Source organism: Sphingomonas sp. (genome assembly GCF_013812825.1).
GTDB lineage: Bacteria > Pseudomonadota > Alphaproteobacteria > Sphingomonadales > Sphingomonadaceae > Sphingomicrobium.
In genome coordinates this window covers 49,550-70,084 of sequence record NZ_JACCSU010000068.1, presented here as the reverse complement: position 1 = coordinate 70,084, position 20,535 = coordinate 49,550, and the positions used below count along the sequence as shown (strand labels likewise).

Below are 20,535 nucleotides of genomic sequence, written 5' to 3'. Positions count from 1 at the left end.
AGACTAGATAACCGCCATGGCCATCCTGCCCATCGTCGAGGTCCCGGACCCGCGCCTGCGCCAGATCTCCTTGGCCGTCGAGACGGTCGACGACGAGGTGCGCAAGCTGATCGCCGACATGTTCGAGACGATGTACGTGGCGCCGGGGATCGGCCTTGCCGCGATCCAGGTCGGGGTCCCCAGGCGGGTGCTGGTGATGGACCTGCAGGAGCCCGAGGAAGAGGACGGCGAACCGATCCGGGATTCGCGCGTGTTCATCAACCCCGAAATCCTCCGACGCTCCGACCAGGAAGTGCCCTATCTGGAGGGCTGCCTGTCGGTTCCCGACCAATATGCGGACGTCGAGCGGCCCGACCGGATCCGCGCCCGCTGGCTCGACGAGCACGGCAAGCCCCACGAGGAGGAGCTCGATGGGCTGCTTGCGGTCTGCCTGCAGCACGAGATGGACCATCTCGAGGGCATCCTGTTCATCGACCATCTGTCGCGGCTGAAGCGCGAGATGGTGCTCAAGAAGCTCGCCAAGATGCGCAAGGAGCGCGGTCTTAGAGCAGCTTGATCCTCCCCGGAAACGGGGAGGTGGCAGCGCAGCTGACCCTGGGGGGCCTTCGCTTGGCACCGCGCCCCCTCCACCATTCGCTCTTCGGCCAATGGTCCCCCTCCCCGTTTCCGGGGAGGAACTAAGGCGTAATCGTCACCGCCGCCTTCCGGCAGTCGTCGCCGCATTCGCGGCAGATTTGCGCGCACAGCCTGCAATGTTCGTGATCGTGCCGGTCGCATTCGGCGGCGCAGGCGTCGCAAACCCGCGCGCACAGCTCGAGCATTTCCTTCAGCACCGCCTCGTTGGAGCCGGCCCGGCGCAGGCCGAGCGTCGCGGTGGTGTCGCACACGGCCGCGCAATCGAGGCAGGTCCGGATGCACTGGACCATGTCCATGTCCTCGGCCGAGCAGGCGTCGGCACAGCTCAGGCACATCTTCGCGCAATACATCGCGTGGTGGACCGCATCGCCGAGCGGCTGGTTGACGTGCCCCTGGACGTCGGGATGGAGGGCGATCATCTTGCGGATGGACATGGTTTTCCCCTTTGGGCCGGCACAGGGTGAACCGGCGCCAACCGTGTATGTTCCGCTTGAGCGAGCCGCGCCCAGGCCCTAGAGTTCACACTCTGTTCCGCTTCGGGGAGTCAGGTCATGGAGCCGGTGGTTGCAGTCGTGCTGGCGTTGGCCGCTCTGGTCCTCGGACTAGGGCTTGGGTGGTTCGCGGCCTCTCGCGGCGCCAGCCAAGGCAGAGAGCGGGCTGTTGAACTGCAAAAGCTGCTCGACGCGGTCACCATCGAACGTAATGACGCGCTCACCGCCAAGGCTGCGCTCGAGTCCGACGCGCGCAATTTCGACGCTCGTATGGCTGACCTGCAGAAGTCGCGAGACCAACTGGTCGTCCAGTTTCGTGAGATCGGCGATCAACTGCTGGAAAGGGCTCACAAGGATTTCCTTGCCAAGGCGGACGACCGAATGGCCAAGGCCGACAAAGAGCAGTCCACCAAGCTGCAATCACTCCTGCAGCCGGTCGAAGCGACGTTGAAACGCTATGAGGAAAAACTCCAGTCGGTCGAAAAGGAGCGCGTCGACCATTATGCCGGGCTCCGCGAGGCGGTCGAGCTGGTGCGCGCGGGGCAGGGGCAGGTGCGCGACGAGACCCGCAGCCTGGTCAACGCCTTGCGTTCGTCGCCCAAGGCCCGCGGCCGGTGGGGCGAGCAGTCGCTGCGCAACGTCCTCGAACATGCGGGCCTGAGCGAATATGCCGATTTCCGGACCGAGGTGTCGGTCGACGGCGAGGACGGCAAGCTGCGCCCGGACGTGGTGGTTCGACTGCCCGGCGGGCGCCAGCTGATCATCGACGCCAAATGCTCATTGAACGCCTATCTCGATGCCTGCGACGAGGTCGACGAGGACAAGCGCGCCGCCTGCTTCCGGGCTCATGTCGCATCGATCCGCGCTCATGCGCAGCAGCTGGGCTCGAAAGCCTATTGGGCGCAGTTCGGCGATTCGGCCGAGCTGGTCGTGATGTACGTCCCCGGCGAGCACTTCCTCAATGCCGCGCTGGAGCTCGACCCGACGCTTTGGGAATGGGCGTTCGAACGCAAGGTGCTGCTCGCCACTCCGACCAACCTGGTCGTCGTCGCCAGGACCGCCGCCCATTATTGGGAGCAGTCCGAGAGAAACGAGTCCGCCGAAGAAATCGCCAGGATTGCCAAGGAGTTGCACTCCCGCCTTGCGACGATGGCTGAACATATGGCGCGGATGGGCAAGAACCTTTCGACCGCCAATTCCGCGTACAACCAGATGGTCGGAAGCTTCGAGAGCCAGGTGCTGACCCAGGCTCGCAAGTTCGAGGGCCTGGGAGCGGGCAGCGCCAAGGCGATGGAGCCGCCGCCGATGGTCGAGGCGAGCCCGCGGCCGCTGACCAAGATCGCTGCTCCGGCGAGCGCCAACGAGGACGACGCGGCGGCCTAGCGCGCTACGGCAGGCGGACCAGCTTCATTCCGCCGGCGCGGTTGCTGAGCTCGAGCCGGTCGCGGCTGATCCAGGTCGCGCTCATCGGCTGGGAAAGGATCGCTCCGGCCTCGGCCTCGAAGGTGCCGGCCGGCTCCGGGCAGCCCATCAGAGTGCTGGCCACCTGGCCGACGTGGATCGTCCCTCCGACCTGCTGGTAGGAGCCGCCCATATGGTTGCAGCCGAAGCGGGCGCCCAATTGGCCGCGCTCGAAGCTGATCCGGTAGAGGTCGGAGGCTGGGGTCGCCCGGCCCTTGATCTCGACGACTTGCCAGCGGGTGCCGGCCACGCTTGCGTTCTGGGGCGGGATTGCGCCCGCGACGGGCGCGCAGCCGGCCATCGCCAGCACGGCGCCGGCGAGCACGAGCCGTTTCATCCGCCTAGAGCCCGCCGCAGCCGTTGAACGCCCGGCCATCGACGTCGACCCGCACCCGGTCCGGATAGACCCGGTCGCTGACGCCGTCGCGGCACTGGGCGTGGGTGATGGTCACCCGGATGCGCGGCGACTGATAGGTCGAGCCGGCGGCGGTGATCACCGGTTGCGGGGTCGGCTCGCGCAGCACCGACTGGTCGGCGCGGATGTAGGTCACGTGCTGGTTGTCGATGATCAGCGACCAGTTCGGCTGGCTGCCGCGGGCGGAATAGGGCGCGGGCGGCGCCGGGGGCGGGGTGATGCAGCCGGCGAGCAGGCCGGCGAGCAGCAGTGCAGACACTCTTTTCATGATCAAGCAACCGCTTGGGCCGCATGGCGGTTCCGTCAGCCGCGCCAGCTCGCCTTGACCTGGAACGCCATCACCGCCGCCGCCATCGCCGCGTTGAGGCTGTCGGCGCGCCCGGCCATCGGGATCTTGACCAGAAGGTCGCACGCCGCCTCATAATCGGCCGGCAAGCCCTGCTGCTCGTTGCCGATCAAGAGGAAGCACGGCGCCTGATACTCGGCATCGAGATAGTCGTGGTCGGCCTTGAGGCTGGTTCCGACCAGCTGGCCAGGCCCGGTGCGCAGCCAGGCGATGAACTCGTCCCACCGCGCGGCCGCGATGCCTTGCGTGAACAAGGCGCCCATCGAGGCGCGCACCGCCTCGACCGAGAACGGGTCGGCGCATTCGTCGATCAGGATCAAGCCGCCGGCCCCCGCAGCGTCGCCGGTTCGCAGGATCGTGCCGATATTGCCCGGGTCGCGCAGCGCCTGCACGGCGATCCATAGAGGGGCCGCCGACCGGTCGATCCGCTCGAGCGACAGGTCGGGCTGCCGATAGGCGGCGATCACCGTCTGCGGATTGTCCTTGCCCGACATCTTGGCAAGAATGTCCGGGCTGGTCTCGATCGCTTCACCGCCGGTCGCCTCGGTTTCCGCGATAATGTCGGCGGCCAGCGGATGCTGAGCGCCGGCGGGCGAGAAAGCGATGATCTCGGGGAGGCGCCCGCTGCCGCGCGCCTCGGCGATGATCCGCAGCCCTTCGGCCAGGAACAGACCTTCCGAGCGCCGCGCCTTCTTGTCGCGCAGCGAGCGCAGCCTTTTCACCGTCGCGTTGGAGAAAGCGGTGACGCTTCTAGGCATCGGGGCGGACCATCAGCCCTCGCCAAAGCGGCTTTCGACCAGCTCGGCCAACTGCTCGAGCGCCGCTTGCGCTCCTTCGCCCTCGACGTGGATGGTAATCTCGTCGCCCATCGCCGCGCCGAGCATCATCAGCCCCATGATCGAGGTGCCGCACACCCGATTGCCGTCCTTCTCGACCTCGACGGTCGCCGGCAGCTGGCTCGCCATGCTGACGAATTTCGCGCTTGCACGAGCGTGCAGCCCGCGCTGGTTGGCGATCCGGACGTCGCGCCGGACTGCGGTCAAGCCGCGGCTTCCCCGAGGATCTCCGAAGCGACCGAGATATATTTGCGCCCGGCCTCGCGAGCGGCGGTCACCGCGGCGTGGACCCCCATCACCTTGCGGGCGCTCTCGAGGCGGATCAGCATCGGCAGATTGACCCCGGCGATGACCTCGACGTTCTCGCTCTTCATCAGGCTGATGGCGAGGTTGGACGGGGTGCCGCCGAACAGGTCGGTCAAGACGATGACTCCCTCGCCGCTGTCGACTCGGCCGATCGCCTCGGCGATGTCCTTGCGCCGCGCTTCCATGTCGTCGTCGGGGCCGATGCCGATCGCCTCGACCGCTTCTTGCGGCCCGACGACATGCTCCAACGCGGTGATGAACTCGGCCGCCAGGCGGCCGTGAGTCACCAGCACAAGTCCAATCATCCGCTCAACTCGCCTCCAATGGAGCCTTGCCCGGCATTGCCTTCGACCGTGTCGCTCGGCCGCGACGCCAGGTCGCGGTGCCGGACATTCGGGGAAAAGCCCGCTCTTCGCAATCGTTCCGCCATTTCAACCGCGGCACAGACCGAGCGATGGCGCCCGCCGGTGCAGCCGAATGCGACGGTCAGATAGGTTTTGCCGGCGGCCCAGTAGCGGGGAATCCAGTCGATGAGAAGCGCTTCGATGCGGTCCATTGTCTCGGCCCAGGACTCGTCCTGCTCGATATAGGCTCGGACCTTGTCGTCGGTGCCGGTCAGCGGCCGAAGCTCGTCGACCCAGTGCGGGTTGGCCAGGAACCTCAAGTCAAACATCAGGTCGGCGGTGCGCGACACGCCGCGGGTGAAGCCGAACGAGGCGATGGTCAGCACCGGCTGGTCGGCCTGGCCGCCGTAGCGCCGCCGAAGCTCATCGCGCAGTTCGGCCGGCGTCAGGTCGGTGGTGTCGAGCACGCTCTCGGCCGCGCTGCGAAGCCCGGCGGTGAAGCTGCGCTCGCGGGCGATGCCGTCTTCGGCGGGCCGATCCGCCGCAAGCGGGTGGCGGCGGCGGGTCTCGTCGTAGCGGCGAATGAGCTCCGCGCCCGAGCAGTCAAGGTACAGGATTTCCGGGCTGACGCCGTCGATCGACCGGACGATGTCGGGCAAGGCTGCGGGGTCGAAGCCGCGGCTTCGGACGTCCATCCCGACCGCGACCGGGACCTGGCGGCCGCCCTCGAGGCCCTGCTCGACATAATCCTTGAGCATCGAGGCGGGCAGGTTCTCGACGCAGTCCCAGCCCATGTCCTCGAGAGCGTCGAGGACCGTCGACTTTCCGGCGCCCGACATTCCGGTGACGAGCAGCAAGCGCGGCCCAGGTCGCTGACCGGCCCGCGCGTCGGTCAACGAACCTTCCAGCTCACTTGAGCTTGAGGCCCATTCGATCGAGTGCGAGCGCCACCTTGGAGGGAGCTGAAGCGGCCATCGCGTCGATGCTGATCAGCGGCAGCGCGACCCCGAGGATCGGCCGCTCGCGGCTGTCGTCCGGGATTCGCTGGATTTCGCTGGTCAGCTCGACCAGCAGCGCGACCGGCATGTCGGTGAGATTGTCCATGTCGACGATGCCGATGCCGCGAATTTCGAGCTTGCCGGCGATATTGGGCGGCGGCGAGGCGATCAGTCGGTCATCCTCGCGGCGGACGATGGTCTGGTCGTCGCTGACCAGGGTGAAACCGCGGTCGAGCAGGCGCAGCGCGAGGTCGGACTTGCCGGACCCCGACGGTCCGCTGATCAGCACCGCCCGGCCCTCGATCGCGACGGTGCTCGCGTGAACCGTCTCGGATGACAAACGAGCGGTCGTCATGACAGGTTCGCCGCCGGTAAGCAGATGGTGAAGCGGGCGCCCGAAGGCGCATCGTCGCGGTCCTGCACGTCAATCTCCCCGTCATGGCCTTCGACAATTGCGCGGGCAATCGCAAGCCCGAGCCCCGAATGGCGGCCGAAATCCTCGCCCTCCGGCCGTACTGAGTGGAAGCGGTTAAAGATTGCCTGACGCGCTTCGCCGGGAACGCCGGGGCCCTCGTCGTCGATTCGGATTCGGACCTTGTCGCCGACCCGGGCGGCGGCGATTTCCACCAGCCCGCCCGGCGGCGAGAAGCTGATTGCATTGTCGATCAGATTATCGATCGCTCGGACGAGCCGGTCCGGCTTGCCGAGCACAACCGCGCTGGCCCGCCGCGGCCGGGCGAAGGCGATCGTCGCATCGCCCTTTTCGCGATTGGTTTCCCAGCTCGATACCAATTGTTCGATCAGCGGGCCGAGATCGACCGGCTCGAACGCCGCCCGGGCGAGCTCGGCGTCGGTTCGAGCCGCCTCGCTGATGTCGCCGATCAGCCGGTCCAGCCTCCGGACGTCGTCGCGCGCGACCTCGATCAGCCTCTGGCGAAGCTGCGGGTCCTCGACCCGGTCGAGGCCGTCGAGCGCCGAGCGCAGCGAGGCCAGCGGATTCTTGAGCTCGTGGGTGACGTCGGCGGCAAACGCCTCGATATTGTCGATCCGCAGCCGCAGCGACTGGCTCATGTCCGAGACCGCCCGGGCAAGGAGCCCGATCTCGTCGCTTCGCGACGGCAGGCGGGGGACCTTGACCTCGCGGGCACGGCCCAAACGAACCCGATGAGCGGCCAGCGCCAGCCGGCGCAGCGGCCGGACGATCGTTCGGGCAAGGAACAGCGACAGGAGGATCGACAGGATGGTCGCAAAGGCCATCGCGATCCCGAGGGCGGCGCGCTGGCTTCGAACCGTGCGGGTGAAGTTGCGGTCGTTCTCGGTCACCAGCAGGATCCCGCCCGCGGCGGGCGCTGCCGACGCAAACACCGGCGTCAGGTCCGGCGCGTTGCGGACTTCGCTCTCGACGCGGCCGCTGCTCCTGGCTTCGAGCGCCTCCGGCCAGGCGGCGAGGCGGTCGTTCGCGGGCTCGGAGAAATCGTCGATCGGCTCGGCCCCGACGATCGCGTTGAAGCCACGGTCGAGGGCCCGGGCGGCGTCCTTGGTCCAGCGCTGGGTGGCGGGGTCGCGCAGCTCGTAGGTCGGGCCGGTGAGGCGCCAGCTGTCCTCGACCAGCCGGCCCTGCGAGTCGTAGAGCCGCAGCCGGCTGCCGGTCGAGCGCGCGACCTGCGCAAGTGCCGCGCCGCGGGCCTGCGCGGGAACCGCTTCCAGCACGCGCGCGGTGATCGCCGCTTCGCGCTGCGTCTGGCGAATGCGCTCCTTGCTCAGCTGATTGCGGAAGGCATCGAGGTAGAGGATGCTGAGCGCCAGCAACGCCAGTGTCAGGATGTTGACCGCCAGGATCCGGTGGGCGAGCGTCCACCGCCCGGACCAGCTCAGCGCGAGGTCATCGGCCTCGGCCGATTGCGGGTGCTCACTCATCTTCGAAGCGGTAGCCGACGCCGTACAGCGTCTCGATCGCGTCGAAATCCGGATCGATCGCTCGGAACTTGCGCCGCATACGCTTGATGTGGCTGTCGATGGTGCGGTCGTCGACGTAGACGTCGTCCTGGTAGGCGATGTCGAGCAACTGGTTTCGGCTCTTCACCACTCCGGGCCGCTGGGCGAGCGCTTCGAGGATCAGGAACTCGGTGACCGTCAGAGTGACGTCCTTGCCGTCCCACAGCACCTTGTGGCGCGCCGGGTCCATGCTCAGCCGGCGGCGCTCCAGCAACGGCGCTTCGGGCTCATCCTGCGTTGCGCTGGCCTCGCCCCTGGCGAGCTCCTGGCGGCGAAGCAAAGCGCGGATCCGCGCGATCAGCAGCCGCTGGGAGAAGGGCTTGGCGATATAATCGTCGGCGCCCATCGCCAGGCCGAGCGCCTCGTCGAGCTCATCATCCTTCGAGGTCAGGAAGATCACCGGCATCGCGCTCGTCTCGCGCACCCGGCGGAGCAGCTCCATTCCGTCCATTCGCGGCATCTTGATGTCGAACACCCCAAGGTCCGGGGGATTTTCGGCGAACGCCTTCAATGCCGTGTCCCCGTCGGAATAGACGCGAGTGATGAAGCCTTCGGCCTGGAGCGCGATGGAGATGGACGTGAGGATGTTGCGGTCGTCGTCGACCAGCGCGATCACTTGGCTCATCGATGGCCTTTTGGCGGCAGTTTTTGCCGGAAGGGGCGGCTTAGCCAGCGTCTCATCCCGAAACAAGCCGCGGGCCTCGGCTTTGACCCGGCAACTTTTTCGGGTTTATAGGCGCTGTGGCGCATACGTATGCAGCGGCAGGCCCACTTGCAAAGGTGCCGGCTGGCCGCCGCTTTGAACATCTAACAGGGGAATGTGAGTGACCGACCGGGTTCCGAAGAACGGGCTTGAAGCGCAGGGCATTGCGACCGGCGCCGAGATCCACTGGAACCTGACGACCGCACCCCTGGTCGAGCATGCGGTGCGCGTCGGCGAAGGGCTGCTCGCCAGGCACGGACCGCTGGTGGTGCGCACCGGCAAGCATACCGGCCGCAGCGCCAGCGACCGCTTCATCGTCCGCGATTCCACCAGCGAGCGCACCGTCTGGTGGGGCGAGACCAACAAGCCGATGGACGGCGATGCGTTCGACCGGCTGCACCAGGACTTCCTCGAAGCGCTCGGCGGCAAGGACAGATTGTTCGCCGCCGACCTCTATGGGGGCTCGCAGCCCGAGCACCGAGTCCGGGTGCGGGTGATCAACGAGCTTGCCTGGCATAATTTGTTCATCCGCACCCTGCTGGTGCGGCCGCAAGCCGATGAGCTGGCTGCTTTCGACCCCGAATATCTCATCATCGACCTGCCGAGCTTCAAGGCCGATCCGGCTCGCCACGGCTGCCGGAGCGAGACGGTGATTGCGGTCAACCTGGAGAAGAAGATCATCCTGATCGGCGGCACGGCTTATGCCGGCGAGATGAAAAAGTCGGTGTTCGGCCTCTTGAATTTCCTGCTTCCGCCGCAGGGGATCATGCCGATGCACTGCTCGGCCAACATCGGCCCGGCAGGCGACACGGCGATCTTCTTCGGCCTGTCCGGGACCGGCAAGACGACTCTGTCGGCCGACCCCCATCGAACCCTGATCGGCGACGACGAGCACGGCTGGTCGGATACCGCGGTGTTCAACTTCGAGGGCGGTTGCTACGCCAAGATGATCCGCCTGTCGGCCGAAGCCGAGCCGGAAATCTTCGCCACCACCAAGCGGTTCGGAACGGTGCTCGAGAATGTCGTGATCGACCCGGTGACGCGCGAGCTCGACCTCGATGACGCGACCCTCGCCGAGAACAGCCGCGGCGCCTATCCGATCGACTTCATCCCCAATTCGTCCGAGCACAACATGGGGCCGTTGCCGCGCAACGTGGTGATGCTGACCGCCGACGCGTTCGGGGTGCTGCCGCCGATCGCCCGGCTGACGCCCGACCAGGCGATGTACCATTTCCTGTCCGGCTATACGGCCAAGGTCGCCGGCACCGAGATCGGCGTGACCGAGCCGGAGGCGACCTTCTCGACCTGCTTCGGGGCGCCGTTCATGCCGCGCCACCCGTCGGTCTACGGCAATTTGCTCAAAGAGCGGATCGCCAGGGGCAATGTCGACTGCTGGCTGGTCAACACCGGCTGGACCGGCGGCAAGTACGGGGTCGGCAAGCGCATGCCGATCCAGGCGACGAGGGCGCTGCTCAACGCCGCGCTCGACGGCAGCCTCAAGAACGCGAACTTCCGCAAGGACCCGAACTTCGGCTTCGACGTGCCGGTCGAAGTCCCGGGCGTCGACACCGCCATACTCGATCCGCGCGGCACCTGGCCGGACAAGGAGGAATACGACCGCACGGCGGCCAGGCTGGTCGACCTGTTCGTGGCCAATTTCGCCGAGTTCGCGCCGCACGTCGACGAGGGCGTTCGACAATCCGGGCCGCAAGCCGTGCAAACGAGCAACGCACCCGAAACCGTCTGACGCCCGGCTTGCAGTCGGGCTGCCGAATAGGCCCGACCGATGAGCGACCAGAAACCCCGGCTTTTCCATGACGAATCCGAGATCGTCCGAATTGGCGAGGGGCTGACCGCCCGCACCCTGCCGCGCTCCGACTGGACCCACGAGGCGCACCTCGCCGCGACCACTTTCCTGCTCACCCGCCGGCCGGACATCGACATCGACCGCCAGCTGCCGGGCATCATCCGCGCCTACAACGAGAGTGTCGGCGGGGTGAACAGCGATGACGAGGGCTATCATGAGACGATCACCCGCCTGTTCCTGCACGGCGTTCGGCTGTTCCTCGCCGAGGCGGACTTGAACCAGCCGCTTCACGAGCTGGTCAACGAGCTGCTGCTTTCCCCGATGGGCCGCCGCGACTGGCCATTGCGCTTCTACAGCGCCGAGCGGCTGTTCTCGGCCGAAGCGCGCCGCAAGCTTGTGCCGCCGGACATCGCGGCCCTGCCGTGACTCGCCGTTTCGGGAGCGCGGCTTGATTTCGGGCGCCTCGGCGGAGCAATAGTCGGCCGGCATGCGGCTCTAGCAAGGACCCGATACCCAAATGTGCGGGATCGCCGGAATCATCTCTTCATCTCGGCTCGACGAGCGCGATGTCCGGCGGCTGATCGACCCGCTCGTGCACCGCGGCCCCGACGACGAGGGCGTGTGGATCGACTCGGAGGCCGGTGTCGGGCTCGGCCACCGCCGGCTGGCGATCGTCGACCTGTCGCCCGCCGGGCACCAGCCGATGGAGTCCGCCGACGGCCGTTATGTGATCACCTACAACGCCGAAATCTACAATCATTCCGAGCTGCGCAAGGAACTCGAGGCGGCGGGCAATGCTCCGCCCGGCGGCTGGCGCGGCCATTCGGACACCGAGACCTTCCTCGAGTGCGTGTCCGCCTGGGGGCTGGCCGATACCTTGCCCAGGATCGTCGGAATGTTCGCCTTCGCTTTGTGGGACCGGAAGCAGCGCACGCTCCATTTGGTCCGCGACCGCTTCGGCGAGAAGCCGCTCTACTACGGCTGGGCGGGCAAGGATTTCGTCTTCGCCTCCGAGCTCAAGGCGATCCGCGCCCATCCGCGCTTCGACGGCCAGATCGATCGACGCGCGCTTCGGCTATTCGCGGCGCGAACCTACATCCCGGCGCCGCTGTCGATCTACCGCCGGCTGTTCAAGCTCGAGCCGGGCTGCGTGCTGACCATCACGCCGGAGGCGGCACGGACCCCGCTCGACGCTCCGCCACGGGCGGACGGGGCGGCCGGCGGAATCCACGTCCGCCGCTATTGGTCGTACCGCGACGTCGTCCGGCGCGGGCTCGAGCAGCGGATCGGCGACGAACGCGAAGCGCTCGACGGGCTCGAGCAGGTGCTTGCAAGAGCGATCACCGACCAGTCGGTCGCGGACGTGCCGGTCGGCGCCTTCCTGTCCGGAGGAGTCGACAGCTCGACCATCGTCGCCCTCTACCAGAAATACTCTTCGACGCCGGTCCGCACTTTCACCATCGGCTTTGAGGAAGCGGCTTTCAACGAGGCCGAAGACGCCAGGACGGTCGCGGCCCACCTCGGCACCGTCCACAGCGAACGCTATTTGACCGTCCAGGAAGCGCGCGACGTCATCCCGCTTCTGCCGTCGATGTACGACGAGCCATTCGCCGACAGCTCTCAGATCCCGACCCACCTCGTCAGCCGCTTTGCCCGCGATCAGGTGACCGTGGCGCTAACCGGCGACGGCGGCGACGAGCTGTTTGCCGGCTACAACCGGCACTTCACGGCACCGCAATTGTGGCAGCAGCTGCGCCGCCTGCCGCGGCCACTGCGCTCGGCGATCGGCTCGTCGCTGAGCCGGGTGCCGTCGCAATTCTGGAGCGGCGCGGTCGGCCTGCTTTCGGGCCGTCACCAGCCGCTCATCGGCGGCAAGATCCAGAAAGGGCTTCGACTGGCGGGTTCGGTGCGCAATTTCGACGAGCTCTATTCCAGCTTCATCGACGAGTGGGGCTTCGAGGAATCGCCGGTCCGCGGCGGTCATGGCGCCCTGCGAGCCGAGGACATGGACTGTGACGACGAAGTACCGGACACGGTCCGGACCATGTACTTCGATGCGGTCTCCTATCTGCCCGGCGACATCCTGTGCAAAGTCGACCGCGCATCGATGGCGGTGAGCCTCGAGACTCGCGTGCCCTTTCTCGACCACCGGGTCGCCGAGTTCGCCGCCCGGATCCCGCTCGACATGAAGGTGCGCGGCGGCCGCGGGAAGCACATTCTTCGCGAACTGCTTTACCGCGAGGTCCCGAGCGAGCTGTTCGAGCGCCCCAAGGTCGGCTTCGCGATTCCGGTCGGCGAGTGGATCAAGGGCCCGCTTCGGCCGTGGGCCGAGGATCTGCTCGATGCGTCGCGAATGGCCGGGGACGGCTGGTTCGACCCGGCAATCGTCCAGCGCCGCTGGCAAGACCACCTCGGCGGCCGGCGCGACTCGACACCGGCGCTGTGGGCGGTGCTGATGTTCCAGTCGTGGGTGCGCGAGCAGCGCTCTGCGCTGTCGGCCGCCGCCTAGTTCGTCGCGGTCCGCGGCGGGCGGCCGAACACCTCGGCGAATGTGCCAAGCTCGACGAGCCGGCCATTTTCCAGTCGCGCGATCAGATCACAGTGCTCGACTGTTGAGCGCCGGTGGGCGATGACCACGACGGTCCGGCCTTCGCCGCCCAACTGGTCGAGAGCCCTGAGCACCGCGACCTCGGTGTCATGGTCGAGCGCAATGGTCGCTTCGTCCAGCACCAGCACCCGCGCATCCTTGTAGATCGCTCGGGCGATCCCGAGCCGCTGGCGCTGGCCGCCGGACAGGCGCACTCCGCGCTCTCCGACCGAAGTCTCGTAGCGGTCGGGAAGCGAGTCGATGAACCCGCCGAGCTGGGCGGCGGCGGCGGATCGAGCGACCCGCTGCATGTCGATGTCCGCTGCCGGCACCCCGAAGGCGATGTTGCGGGCGATGCTGGCGTCGGCGAGGAAGATCGCTTGCGGGACGTGGGCGAGGCTGCGCTGCCAGGCGCGCCTGGTCTCGCGGGTCAGCGGCGTTCCGTCGATGGCAATGGTCCCCTCGGTGGGCTCGAGGAGCCCCATCAGCAGGTCGGCCAGAGTGCTCTTGCCGCTGCCGGTCGGACCGACCAGCGCGACCCGCGAGCCGCACTCGATCGAGAGACTGACGTCCTCGATCGCTGGATGCTGCCGCCCTGGATACGTGAAGCTTACCTTGTCGAACGCGATTGCTTGCCGGAACTCCAAGGGCTCCCCCGGCCGCGACCGCTGCGCCTGATCTTCGACCGGAAGCGCGAGCAGATCGAGCACCTGGGCGGTCACCGAGCGCTGCCCGGCAAGCCCGGTCCAGGCCGCGTAGAGTTGCTGGATCAGCGGCAGCAGGCGCTGGGCGCCAAGCGCGACCGCACCCAGGATCGGCAGGGCCTGCGCAAGGCCGCCTTCACGGCCGGCGATCGCCAAGGCAAGCGCGGCGATGAGAACCATCCCGGCCGCTTCGATCACGAAGCGTGGGGCGCTGCCGATGAAGGAAGTGGTCACCTGCGCGCGGGTCAAGCGCCAGTCGACCTTGCGGAATTCGTCGACATAGACGCTTTGCGAATCGTCGATGATCACGTCGCGGACTCCGCCGAGGCTCTCCTGGATGATTTGTACCCGCCGCTCAAAGGCGGAGCCGAGGATCGCCGAATTTCGCGCCAGCCGCTGCCGAGTGAAGGCCGAGACGAGTGCGTAAAGGACTCCGAACGCGACGGCGGCGATCGCCGCCGTGAACGGATCGATCCGCACCAAAGCGGCGATGATGAACAGCGCGATGAAGCCCGCCGTCACCGCTCGCATCAGCCGCAAAAGAACGCCGAAGGTGAGCATCCGGACTTTCTCGAGGCTGGCGATGATCTCGCTCGAATTGCGGCTGACATGATAGGAATAAGGCTGCGCCAGAGTGCGGCGCTGGATCTCGACCGAAAGCTCGTGGCCGAGGCCGAGCACGAAGCTCTCGGTCGACCAGGCGAGCTGCAGGCGCAACGCTCCAGCGACCAGCGCGGCGGCCATGAACAGCAGCGCCGCCGCGACCAGTTGCTCGCGGTGGTCGCCGGCACCGACCGCTTCGAACAGGTCGGTCAGCCAGGGGAACAGCTCCCCTCCGGAGTCGCCGGCGAGCAGCGACAGGAATGGCACAATCGACCCGATCGCCACGAGCTCGGCGATTGCGCCGAGCACCATCAGCGCCAGCACCGAAAAGAATTGCCGCCGCCGCGCCGGAGACAGGAATCGGTACAGCTGCGCGAGGTCCGCCGCCATGCCGCGGCCCTCAGGGGCTACCACGCGGATGCCTCCGGCCGATGCGAACGAGCAATCATTGGCGCGCAATAGCACTTTGCGCCCGCGTTGTGAGGCGGTGTGCCGCCGGTACTCCCGACCGGATCTCGGCGGTTCCGACAACACACTGTTAATGCACCTCTTTTCGGCCCCTGACCGCAACGTTCCATCGTAAATGGGGCCGAAATTCAGATGTCATTAGGATTTCGAAACCTAATTTGCTTCCAGTCTTAATCCTCCGGGGGTGGGTTGTGAAAAAACTGATTGCGAGCTGCCTGACGTTGATGGCGCTGACGGTGTGGCCGACAGCGGCCAATTCGGCGACGATGCTCTATTCGCGCGGAACGGACACCGCCGTTCGATTGCTCGCGTCGCACAATTCCGAGCGGGCGCGGCTCAACCTGCCGCCGTTGCAGTGGGACCCGCAGCTCGCGGCCTCGGCGGCGGCGTACGGACCGATGCTCGCGCGCGTCGGCCGGCTGCAGCACTCGCCGCGGGCGATGCGCCCCGGCCAGCGCGAGAATCTGTGGATGGGAACCCGCGGTTCCTACTCGCCCGAGCAGATGGTCCGCACCTGGATCGACGAGCGGCGCATGTTTCGCGCGGGCATGTTCCCGTACGTCAGCCGGACGGGCAACTGGAACGACGTGTCGCACTACACTCAGTTGATCTGGAAGGGCACGACGCGCGTCGGCTGCGTGATTCACTCGACCGGCAGCTGGGACTATCTGATCTGCCGTTATTCGCCGCCAGGAAATGTGGACGGGCGCTACGTAGGCTAACGCACTTCCGGTTGGGCGCCGGCACGCGCTAAGGGGCGGGACCGACAACCGCCCAGCGAGCCCGCCCGAATGCCCATCGAACTGCAAGACGACGTCGCCGGCCGCCTGAGCAAGGTCAGTGGGCGGTGGCTGGTGACCGGCGCGGCCGGCTTCATCGGCTCGAACCTGGTCGAAGCCTTGCTCGCCGCCGGCCAGCAGGTGATCGGGCTCGACAATTTCGCGACCGGGCACCGCGGCAATCTGGACCAGGTGCGGGCCGCGGTTGGCGACGAGCGCTGGTCGAGCTTTCAGCTGATCGAGGCCGATATTCGCGACCGGGATGCGTGCGCCAGCGCGGTCGAGAACGTCGAGATCGTTCTTCACCAGGCCGCGCTCGGTTCGGTTCCGCGATCGCTCGCCGACCCGCTGACATCGCACGACGTCAACGTGACCGGCTTCGTCAACATGCTCGACGCTGCTCGGCTCGCGGGCGTCAGGCGCTTCGTCTATGCCGCGTCGAGCTCGACCTACGGCGACGAGCCCAACCTGCCCAAGCGCGAGGAGCGGATCGGCAATCCGCTGTCACCTTACGCGGCGACCAAGCTCACCAACGAGATCTACGCGTCGGTCTATGCGCGCAGCTATGATTTCCCGTCGATCGGGCTGCGCTATTTCAACGTTTTCGGCCCCAAGCAGGACCCGGAAGGGCCCTATGCAGCGGTGATCCCGAAATGGATCGCGGCGATGATGAGCGGCAGCCCGATCGAGATCTACGGCGATGGCTCGACCAGCCGCGATTTTTGCTATGTCGCCAATGCGGTCCAGGCGAATTTGCGCGCCGCGCTCGCCGGCGAGGATGCGCAGAACCAGGTTTACAATGTCGCGGTCGGCGAGCGAACGTCATTGAACCAGCTGTTCGGCCTGTTGCGCGACGGCCTGGCCCGGCACCAGGTGCATTACGACAAGGAGCCGGTCCACGCCGATTTCCGCCGCGGCGACGTGCTCCATTCGGAAGCCGACATCGCCAAGGCCCACCGGCTGCTCGGCTATGCACCGACGCACCGCATCGGCGACGGCATCGCCGAAGCGCTTCCCTGGTACCTGCACTCGGCGCGATGAATTTCCTGCAAATCTTCGACTGGCATCAGTTCAAGCTGCTCGTCGAGCATTCGACGGGGATCAGCATGGACGCTCTGCACATCCTTGTCGGCGTGCTAATTCAGCTGCTGGTCGCGGTTCTGTTCAAAAGCTCGGTGGCGCGGTGGAGGCCGCTGCTCGCGGTGCTGGCGCTGGTCCTGATCAACGAAGTGAACGACTTCCTGGTCGACGTCTGGCCGGACCCGGGGATGCAGCTTGGCGAAGCCCTCAAGGACATCGTCCTGACGATGCTGATCCCGAGCTTGATCTTCGTCCTCGCCCGGCGCCGGCCGGAGCTGCTTGGTCAGGATTCGAACTGGCGGCCGAGCGGCAGCAAGGATTCGTCGTGAGTTAGGTCGAGATGGAGCGGGGTCACCGAGACATAGCCGTCGGCGACCGCCTCCAGATCGGTCAGATGCCCGGGGGTCTCGACCATCGGACCGAGGCCGAACCAGTAATAGTCGTAACCGCGCGGGTCGGTGCGCTGGACGATCCGCAACCGGCCGTAATCGCGGATCCCCTGGCGGCAGACCCGGATTCCCTTGACCTCGTCGGCCGGGACCGCGGGGAAATTCACGTTGATCAGAGTGCCGGCCGCGGACTCGAATGTCAGCAGCGGCGACAGCACGCGCTCCGCCCAGCCTTCGGCCGCCGCGAACGGGACCGTGTCGCCCATGCCCTCGCGCGAATAGCCCTGGCTCAAGGCGATCGAGCGGACGCCGGCGAGCGCTCCCTCCATCGCCGCCGACACGGTGCCCGAATAAGTGACGTCCTCGCCGAGGTTGGCGCCGCGGTTGATGCCCGACAGGATCACGTCGGGCGGCGAATCCTTCATCACATGGGCGAGCGCCAGCATGACTGCGTCGGTCGGAGTTCCGGTGACCGAAAAGCGCTGGTCGCCATGATGGCGAAGGCGGACCGGCTGGGTCAGGGTCAGCGAGTGGCCCGCGCCCGACTGTTCCTCGGACGGGGCGACCACCCAGATGTCGTCGGCGAGCTTGCGCGCCACCGCTTCGAGGAGCGCCATTCCGCGCGCGTTCACGCCGTCGTCGTTGGTCAGCAGGATGCGCATCGAACGGGCGCTATGGGCGAGGCGGACGCAAGCCGCAACCGGGACCGCTCAACGGCCGAATTGCGCCATAATGGCAACATGTTGCGCTTTTCTTCGGCCGTCCTTCGTCAGTCCTTGTTAAGGCGTTGGGGCTTAACTATAGGCGCCTTGGGGATGACCGGCTTTCCCGGTCTTAAGTGGCGGGAAAGCCTGATTTAATCGCCTCCGGCTGCACCGGTGGGCCCGGCCGCAGCGGCGGCGGGATATGTGGCCTTGATCGAAGCTTCTTTCGATGGGCCGCGACTGGGGAGGGGTTATGGCGACCGCACTTGTCGACCTTTATGGCGAACACCCGCTACCGTTTGACCGGCTGATCCTTCCCGAGGGCTATGGCCCGACGGAGCGCGAAGACTTCATGTGCGACAAGCATCGCGCTTACTTCCTCCGCCGCCTCAAGGAGTGGAAGGACGCGATCATCGAGGAATCGCGGGCGACCATGGCGCAGCTCCAGGTCGATTGCCTGCGCGAGCCCGACCTCGCCGACCGCGCATCGAGCGAGACCGACTGGGCGATCGAGCTGCGCACCCGCGACCGCCAGCGCAAGCTGATCGCCAAGATCGAATGCGCGATCCGCCGCCTTTACGAAGGCGAATATGGCTATTGCGAAGTGACGGGTGAGCCGATCTCGCTCGCCAGGCTCGAGGCTCGGCCAGTCGCGACGATGACCCTGGAGGCGCAGGAGCGCCACGAGCGGATCGAAAAGGTGTCGCGCGACGACTGAGCGGCCGTCGCGCTTTCAGTATGGGGCGTTTGGCCGGCCCTAGTGGCCGAGCATCAAGTCCTTCAGCCTCAGCTTTTCCTTCTTCAATCGGTGGAGCAAATCCTCGTCGGGATGCGGGCGATTTTCTTCCTCGTCGATGAGCGCGTGAAGCGCTGCATGCTTGGATGCCAGATCCTCGACAGGTGCCTTGTCCATCGGCGGGATTCCTTTCCGGGTTGAAAGACCGTCCGCCAATAAATCACGATTCTCGGCTTTTGTCTCGGGCGATCATTACGGTTCGGCGACAGCCCGGCGCGGCCTGCCTTGCCCGCCGGCCATGAACTTTTCCAATCGACGCCTGAATGGATTAGGCTGCGCGCATGAACGACGACGAGACTGCCGCGCAGCAGCTTGCCGCGTTGCAGCTCGAGCACAGAGCCCTCGACGATGAGATCGCGGCGCTGATCGCGCAAGGGACGGCCGACCAGCTCGAGATTGCCCGGCTGAAGAAGCGCAAGCTTCGATTGAAGGACGAAATCGAGCGGCTGCGCGACCGAAGCGTGCCGGACATCATCGCCTGACCCCGTCCCGAGACGGGACGATTTGGGGCCGAAAGGCAGCCGAGGCCCATTTTCAATCGTTTTCAGCGCCGGTCATCGGTGGCAGTCTGGAGAAGCAATGGACGATTCGACCGACATGTTTCAGCCCGAGGCGCGGATCACTCCGCGGCTGGTCGACGCGTTCTACACGGAGGCGATGCTGCTGGCCGACGAAGCCCGGTCCTATTTCGACCAGGCGGGGCGCGAGGCGCGCTCGGAGCTCGAGCCGTTCGTTCGTGTCGGCTTTGCCTGCGAGTCGTTGAAGGTGACGACCCGGATCATGCACATCGTCGCCTGGCTGCTGACTCAGCGGGCGATCGAAAGCGGCGAGATCCCGGCGCGCCAGGGCCGCCGTCCGGAACGGCGGCTCGGCCATGCGGCGGACAGCGACCCGGCGATCGTCGCCCAGCTGCCGCCAGCCGCGCAGCGGCTGATCAACAGCAGCGCCGACCTCTACTCGCGAGTCAAAAGGCTCGACGAGGGGACGATGTTCGAGGAACCGGCGCTCAGCCCGGCGCGGGCGCTGATGGGGCGGCTCGAGCGCGGTCTCGGCGAGCAGCTGCACTAGCTGCAGACGCGGGCCTTCGCGGCCGCATATTCTTCAGCCAGTTTCGCGACCAGCTCGGCGGCGGGCAGGATTCGGTCGACTGCTCCAATGCCTTGGCCCGAGCCCCAGATGTCGCGCCACGCCCTGGATTTGCTCGAGCCGTCCGACCCGAATTTCATCGCGTCGATGGTGCCAGCCGCGAGCGCGTCGGGATCGAGCCCCGAAGAAACGATCGACGAGCGCAGATAATTGCCGTGAACGCCGGTGAACAGGTCGGTGTAGACGATGTCGGCGGCGCTCGCCGCGACGATCCCCTGCTTGTAGGCATCGGAGCTGTTGGCTTCGGGCGTCGCGATGAACGGCGAGCCGATGTAGGCGAGGTCGGCGCCCATCGATTGCGCGGCGAGGATCGCGCCGCCGGTGGCGATCGCCCCCGACAGCACCAGCGGCCCGTCGAACCAGCGGCGGATCTCGTGGACCAGAGCGAACGGCGACCAGCGTCCGGCATGGCCGCCGGCGCCGGCCGCGACGGCGACCAACCCGTCGGCGCCTTTCTCGACCGCCTTGCGGGCGAAGCGGTCGTCGATCACGTCGTGGAGCGTGATCCCGCCCCAGCCGTGGACCGCATCGTTGAGTTCGACCCGCGCGCCCAACGACGTGATGACGATCGGCACCTTCCACTTCGCGCACACCGCCATGTCGCGCTCGAAGCGGTCGTTGGAGCGATGGACGATCTGGTTGACCGCGAACGGCGCCGCCGGCGCGTCGGGATGGGCTCGGTCGTGCGCGGCCAGGCTCTCGGTGATTTCGTGCAGCCACTCGTCGAGCTTCTCGGCCGGCCGAGCGTTCAGCGCCGGAAAGCTGCCGACGATTCCGGACGTGCACTGGGCAATCACCAGCCTGGGGCTCGAGACGATAAACAATGGCGCCCCGATCACCGGAATGCGCAGGTTCGAAAGGATCGGCGGCAGGCCCATGGCCGCGCTTAGCTTGACGAAACTCTGTCGCCTAGACAGGCCGCGATAATCGGGGCAGCGTCC

Annotated in this window: 25 protein-coding genes; 11 read left to right on the top strand and 14 right to left on the bottom strand. The window is 66.8% G+C overall.

Translation table 11 applies throughout. The annotated features are described in order from the left end of the window. Window positions 1–16 precede the first annotated feature (16 nt). Complete coding sequence (gene def / locus H0T81_RS09350; RefSeq protein WP_294012192.1) at window positions 17–556, top strand: peptide deformylase; 540 nt, start codon at window positions 17–19, stop codon at window positions 554–556. Window positions 557–677: 121 nt separating this feature from the next. Here def and H0T81_RS09345 read toward each other — a convergent pair whose 3' ends face one another. Further along, window positions 678–1,070, bottom strand: a complete 393-nt coding sequence (locus H0T81_RS09345; protein ID WP_294012189.1) for a four-helix bundle copper-binding protein — start codon at window positions 1,068–1,070, stop codon at window positions 678–680. A gap of 117 nt (window positions 1,071–1,187) precedes the next feature. Here H0T81_RS09345 and H0T81_RS09340 point away from each other — a divergent pair, with 117 nt between their 5' ends. Beyond that, a complete protein-coding gene (locus H0T81_RS09340) occupies window positions 1,188–2,510 on the top strand; it encodes a DNA recombination protein RmuC (protein ID WP_294012187.1) in 1,323 nt (440 codons plus the stop codon). A gap of 4 nt (window positions 2,511–2,514) precedes the next feature. Here the strand turns inward: H0T81_RS09340 and H0T81_RS09335 are convergent, their stop codons facing one another. Genes H0T81_RS09335 through H0T81_RS09295 form a run of 9 tightly spaced genes read right to left on the bottom strand, consistent with a single transcriptional unit; the run spans window position 2,515 to window position 8,453 of the window. After that, complete coding sequence (locus H0T81_RS09335) at window positions 2,515–2,925, bottom strand: META domain-containing protein (protein WP_294012184.1); 411 nt, start codon at window positions 2,923–2,925, stop codon at window positions 2,515–2,517. Window positions 2,926–2,929: 4 nt separating this feature from the next. Continuing rightward, complete coding sequence (locus tag H0T81_RS09330; protein ID WP_294012181.1) at window positions 2,930–3,271, bottom strand: hypothetical protein; 342 nt, start codon at window positions 3,269–3,271, stop codon at window positions 2,930–2,932. A gap of 35 nt (window positions 3,272–3,306) precedes the next feature. Further along, a complete protein-coding gene (locus H0T81_RS09325; protein WP_294012178.1) occupies window positions 3,307–4,107 on the bottom strand; it encodes an RNA methyltransferase in 801 nt (266 codons plus the stop codon). A gap of 12 nt (window positions 4,108–4,119) precedes the next feature. Then, a complete protein-coding gene (locus H0T81_RS09320) occupies window positions 4,120–4,392 on the bottom strand; it encodes an HPr family phosphocarrier protein (RefSeq protein ID WP_294012175.1) in 273 nt (90 codons plus the stop codon). Next, window positions 4,389–4,796: a PTS sugar transporter subunit IIA gene (locus tag H0T81_RS09315; protein WP_294012172.1), complete on the bottom strand. Its 408-nt coding sequence runs from the start codon at window positions 4,794–4,796 to the stop codon at window positions 4,389–4,391. Before H0T81_RS09315 ends, H0T81_RS09320 begins: the two co-directional genes overlap by 4 nt. Further along, on the bottom strand, window positions 4,793–5,731 hold the full coding sequence (gene rapZ / locus H0T81_RS09310) for an RNase adapter RapZ (RefSeq protein WP_294012169.1): 939 nt from the start codon (window positions 5,729–5,731) through the stop codon (window positions 4,793–4,795). Before rapZ ends, H0T81_RS09315 begins: the two co-directional genes overlap by 4 nt. Window positions 5,732–5,744: 13 nt before the next feature. After that, window positions 5,745–6,188, bottom strand: coding sequence for an HPr kinase/phosphatase C-terminal domain-containing protein (locus H0T81_RS09305; protein ID WP_294012167.1), 444 nt, complete (start codon window positions 6,186–6,188; stop codon window positions 5,745–5,747). Further along, entirely contained in the window at window positions 6,185–7,750 is a 1,566-nt protein-coding gene (locus H0T81_RS09300) for an ATP-binding protein (RefSeq protein WP_294012165.1), read from the bottom strand. The genes H0T81_RS09305 and H0T81_RS09300 overlap by 4 nt, the downstream gene beginning before the upstream one ends. Further along, entirely contained in the window at window positions 7,743–8,453 is a 711-nt protein-coding gene (locus tag H0T81_RS09295; RefSeq protein WP_294012162.1) for a response regulator transcription factor, read from the bottom strand. Before H0T81_RS09295 ends, H0T81_RS09300 begins: the two co-directional genes overlap by 8 nt. Window positions 8,454–8,652: 199 nt before the next feature. Between H0T81_RS09295 and H0T81_RS09290 the strand changes: the two genes are divergently transcribed. From H0T81_RS09290 to asnB, 3 genes are all read left to right on the top strand, one after another. Then, on the top strand, window positions 8,653–10,278 hold the full coding sequence (locus tag H0T81_RS09290) for a phosphoenolpyruvate carboxykinase (RefSeq protein ID WP_294012159.1): 1,626 nt from the start codon (window positions 8,653–8,655) through the stop codon (window positions 10,276–10,278). Window positions 10,279–10,317: 39 nt separating this feature from the next. Further along, window positions 10,318–10,764 carry a hypothetical protein gene (locus H0T81_RS09285; RefSeq protein WP_294012156.1) on the top strand — a complete coding sequence of 149 codons (447 nt, stop codon included), beginning with the start codon at window positions 10,318–10,320 and terminating at the stop codon, window positions 10,762–10,764. Window positions 10,765–10,855: 91 nt separating this feature from the next. Then, the gene (asnB, locus tag H0T81_RS09280) at window positions 10,856–12,847 is read left to right on the top strand and encodes an asparagine synthase (glutamine-hydrolyzing) (RefSeq protein WP_294012153.1); all 1,992 of its coding nucleotides are present in this window, start codon (window positions 10,856–10,858) and stop codon (window positions 12,845–12,847) included. Here the strand turns inward: asnB and H0T81_RS09275 are convergent. After that, window positions 12,844–14,622 (bottom strand): ABC transporter ATP-binding protein, encoded by a 1,779-nt coding sequence (locus H0T81_RS09275; protein WP_294012151.1) that lies wholly within the window; start codon window positions 14,620–14,622, stop codon window positions 12,844–12,846. The two genes, asnB and H0T81_RS09275, sit on opposite strands and share 4 nt — an antisense overlap. 269 nt (window positions 14,623–14,891) lie before the next feature. Between H0T81_RS09275 and H0T81_RS09270 the strand changes: the two genes are divergently transcribed. The 3 genes from H0T81_RS09270 to H0T81_RS09260 all read left to right on the top strand — a co-directional run bounded on the left by H0T81_RS09270 (window position 14,892) and on the right by H0T81_RS09260 (window position 16,888). Continuing rightward, window positions 14,892–15,422, top strand: coding sequence for a CAP domain-containing protein (locus H0T81_RS09270; protein WP_294012148.1), 531 nt, complete (start codon window positions 14,892–14,894; stop codon window positions 15,420–15,422). A 69-nt stretch (window positions 15,423–15,491) separates the two neighbouring features. Next, window positions 15,492–16,520 carry an SDR family oxidoreductase gene (locus H0T81_RS09265; protein WP_294012146.1) on the top strand — a complete coding sequence of 343 codons (1,029 nt, stop codon included), beginning with the start codon at window positions 15,492–15,494 and terminating at the stop codon, window positions 16,518–16,520. After that, on the top strand, window positions 16,517–16,888 hold the full coding sequence (locus tag H0T81_RS09260; RefSeq protein WP_294012144.1) for a hypothetical protein: 372 nt from the start codon (window positions 16,517–16,519) through the stop codon (window positions 16,886–16,888). Before H0T81_RS09265 ends, H0T81_RS09260 begins: the two co-directional genes overlap by 4 nt. Here the strand turns inward: H0T81_RS09260 and surE are convergent. Next, entirely contained in the window at window positions 16,843–17,610 is a 768-nt protein-coding gene (gene surE, locus H0T81_RS09255; protein ID WP_294012141.1) for a 5'/3'-nucleotidase SurE, read from the bottom strand. The genes H0T81_RS09260 and surE overlap by 46 nt on opposite strands. Window positions 17,611–18,004: 394 nt before the next feature. Here surE and dksA point away from each other — a divergent pair, with 394 nt between their 5' ends. Continuing rightward, window positions 18,005–18,370 (top strand): RNA polymerase-binding protein DksA, encoded by a 366-nt coding sequence (dksA, locus tag H0T81_RS09250; RefSeq protein WP_294012405.1) that lies wholly within the window; start codon window positions 18,005–18,007, stop codon window positions 18,368–18,370. 39 nt (window positions 18,371–18,409) lie between these two features. Here dksA and H0T81_RS09245 read toward each other — a convergent pair whose 3' ends face one another. Then, the gene (locus tag H0T81_RS09245) at window positions 18,410–18,565 is read right to left on the bottom strand and encodes a YdcH family protein (protein WP_294012138.1); all 156 of its coding nucleotides are present in this window, start codon (window positions 18,563–18,565) and stop codon (window positions 18,410–18,412) included. A gap of 164 nt (window positions 18,566–18,729) precedes the next feature. On the opposite strand from H0T81_RS09245, the gene H0T81_RS09240 reads away from it, so the two are divergent. Beyond that, the gene (locus H0T81_RS09240) at window positions 18,730–18,930 is read left to right on the top strand and encodes a DUF465 domain-containing protein (protein WP_294012135.1); all 201 of its coding nucleotides are present in this window, start codon (window positions 18,730–18,732) and stop codon (window positions 18,928–18,930) included. Between the two features lie 97 nt (window positions 18,931–19,027). Beyond that, complete coding sequence (locus tag H0T81_RS09235; protein WP_294012132.1) at window positions 19,028–19,516, top strand: DUF1465 family protein; 489 nt, start codon at window positions 19,028–19,030, stop codon at window positions 19,514–19,516. Here the strand turns inward: H0T81_RS09235 and H0T81_RS09230 are convergent. Next, on the bottom strand, window positions 19,513–20,472 hold the full coding sequence (locus H0T81_RS09230; RefSeq protein ID WP_294012129.1) for a nitronate monooxygenase family protein: 960 nt from the start codon (window positions 20,470–20,472) through the stop codon (window positions 19,513–19,515). The two genes, H0T81_RS09235 and H0T81_RS09230, sit on opposite strands and share 4 nt — an antisense overlap. Window positions 20,473–20,535: the final 63 nt, after the last annotated feature.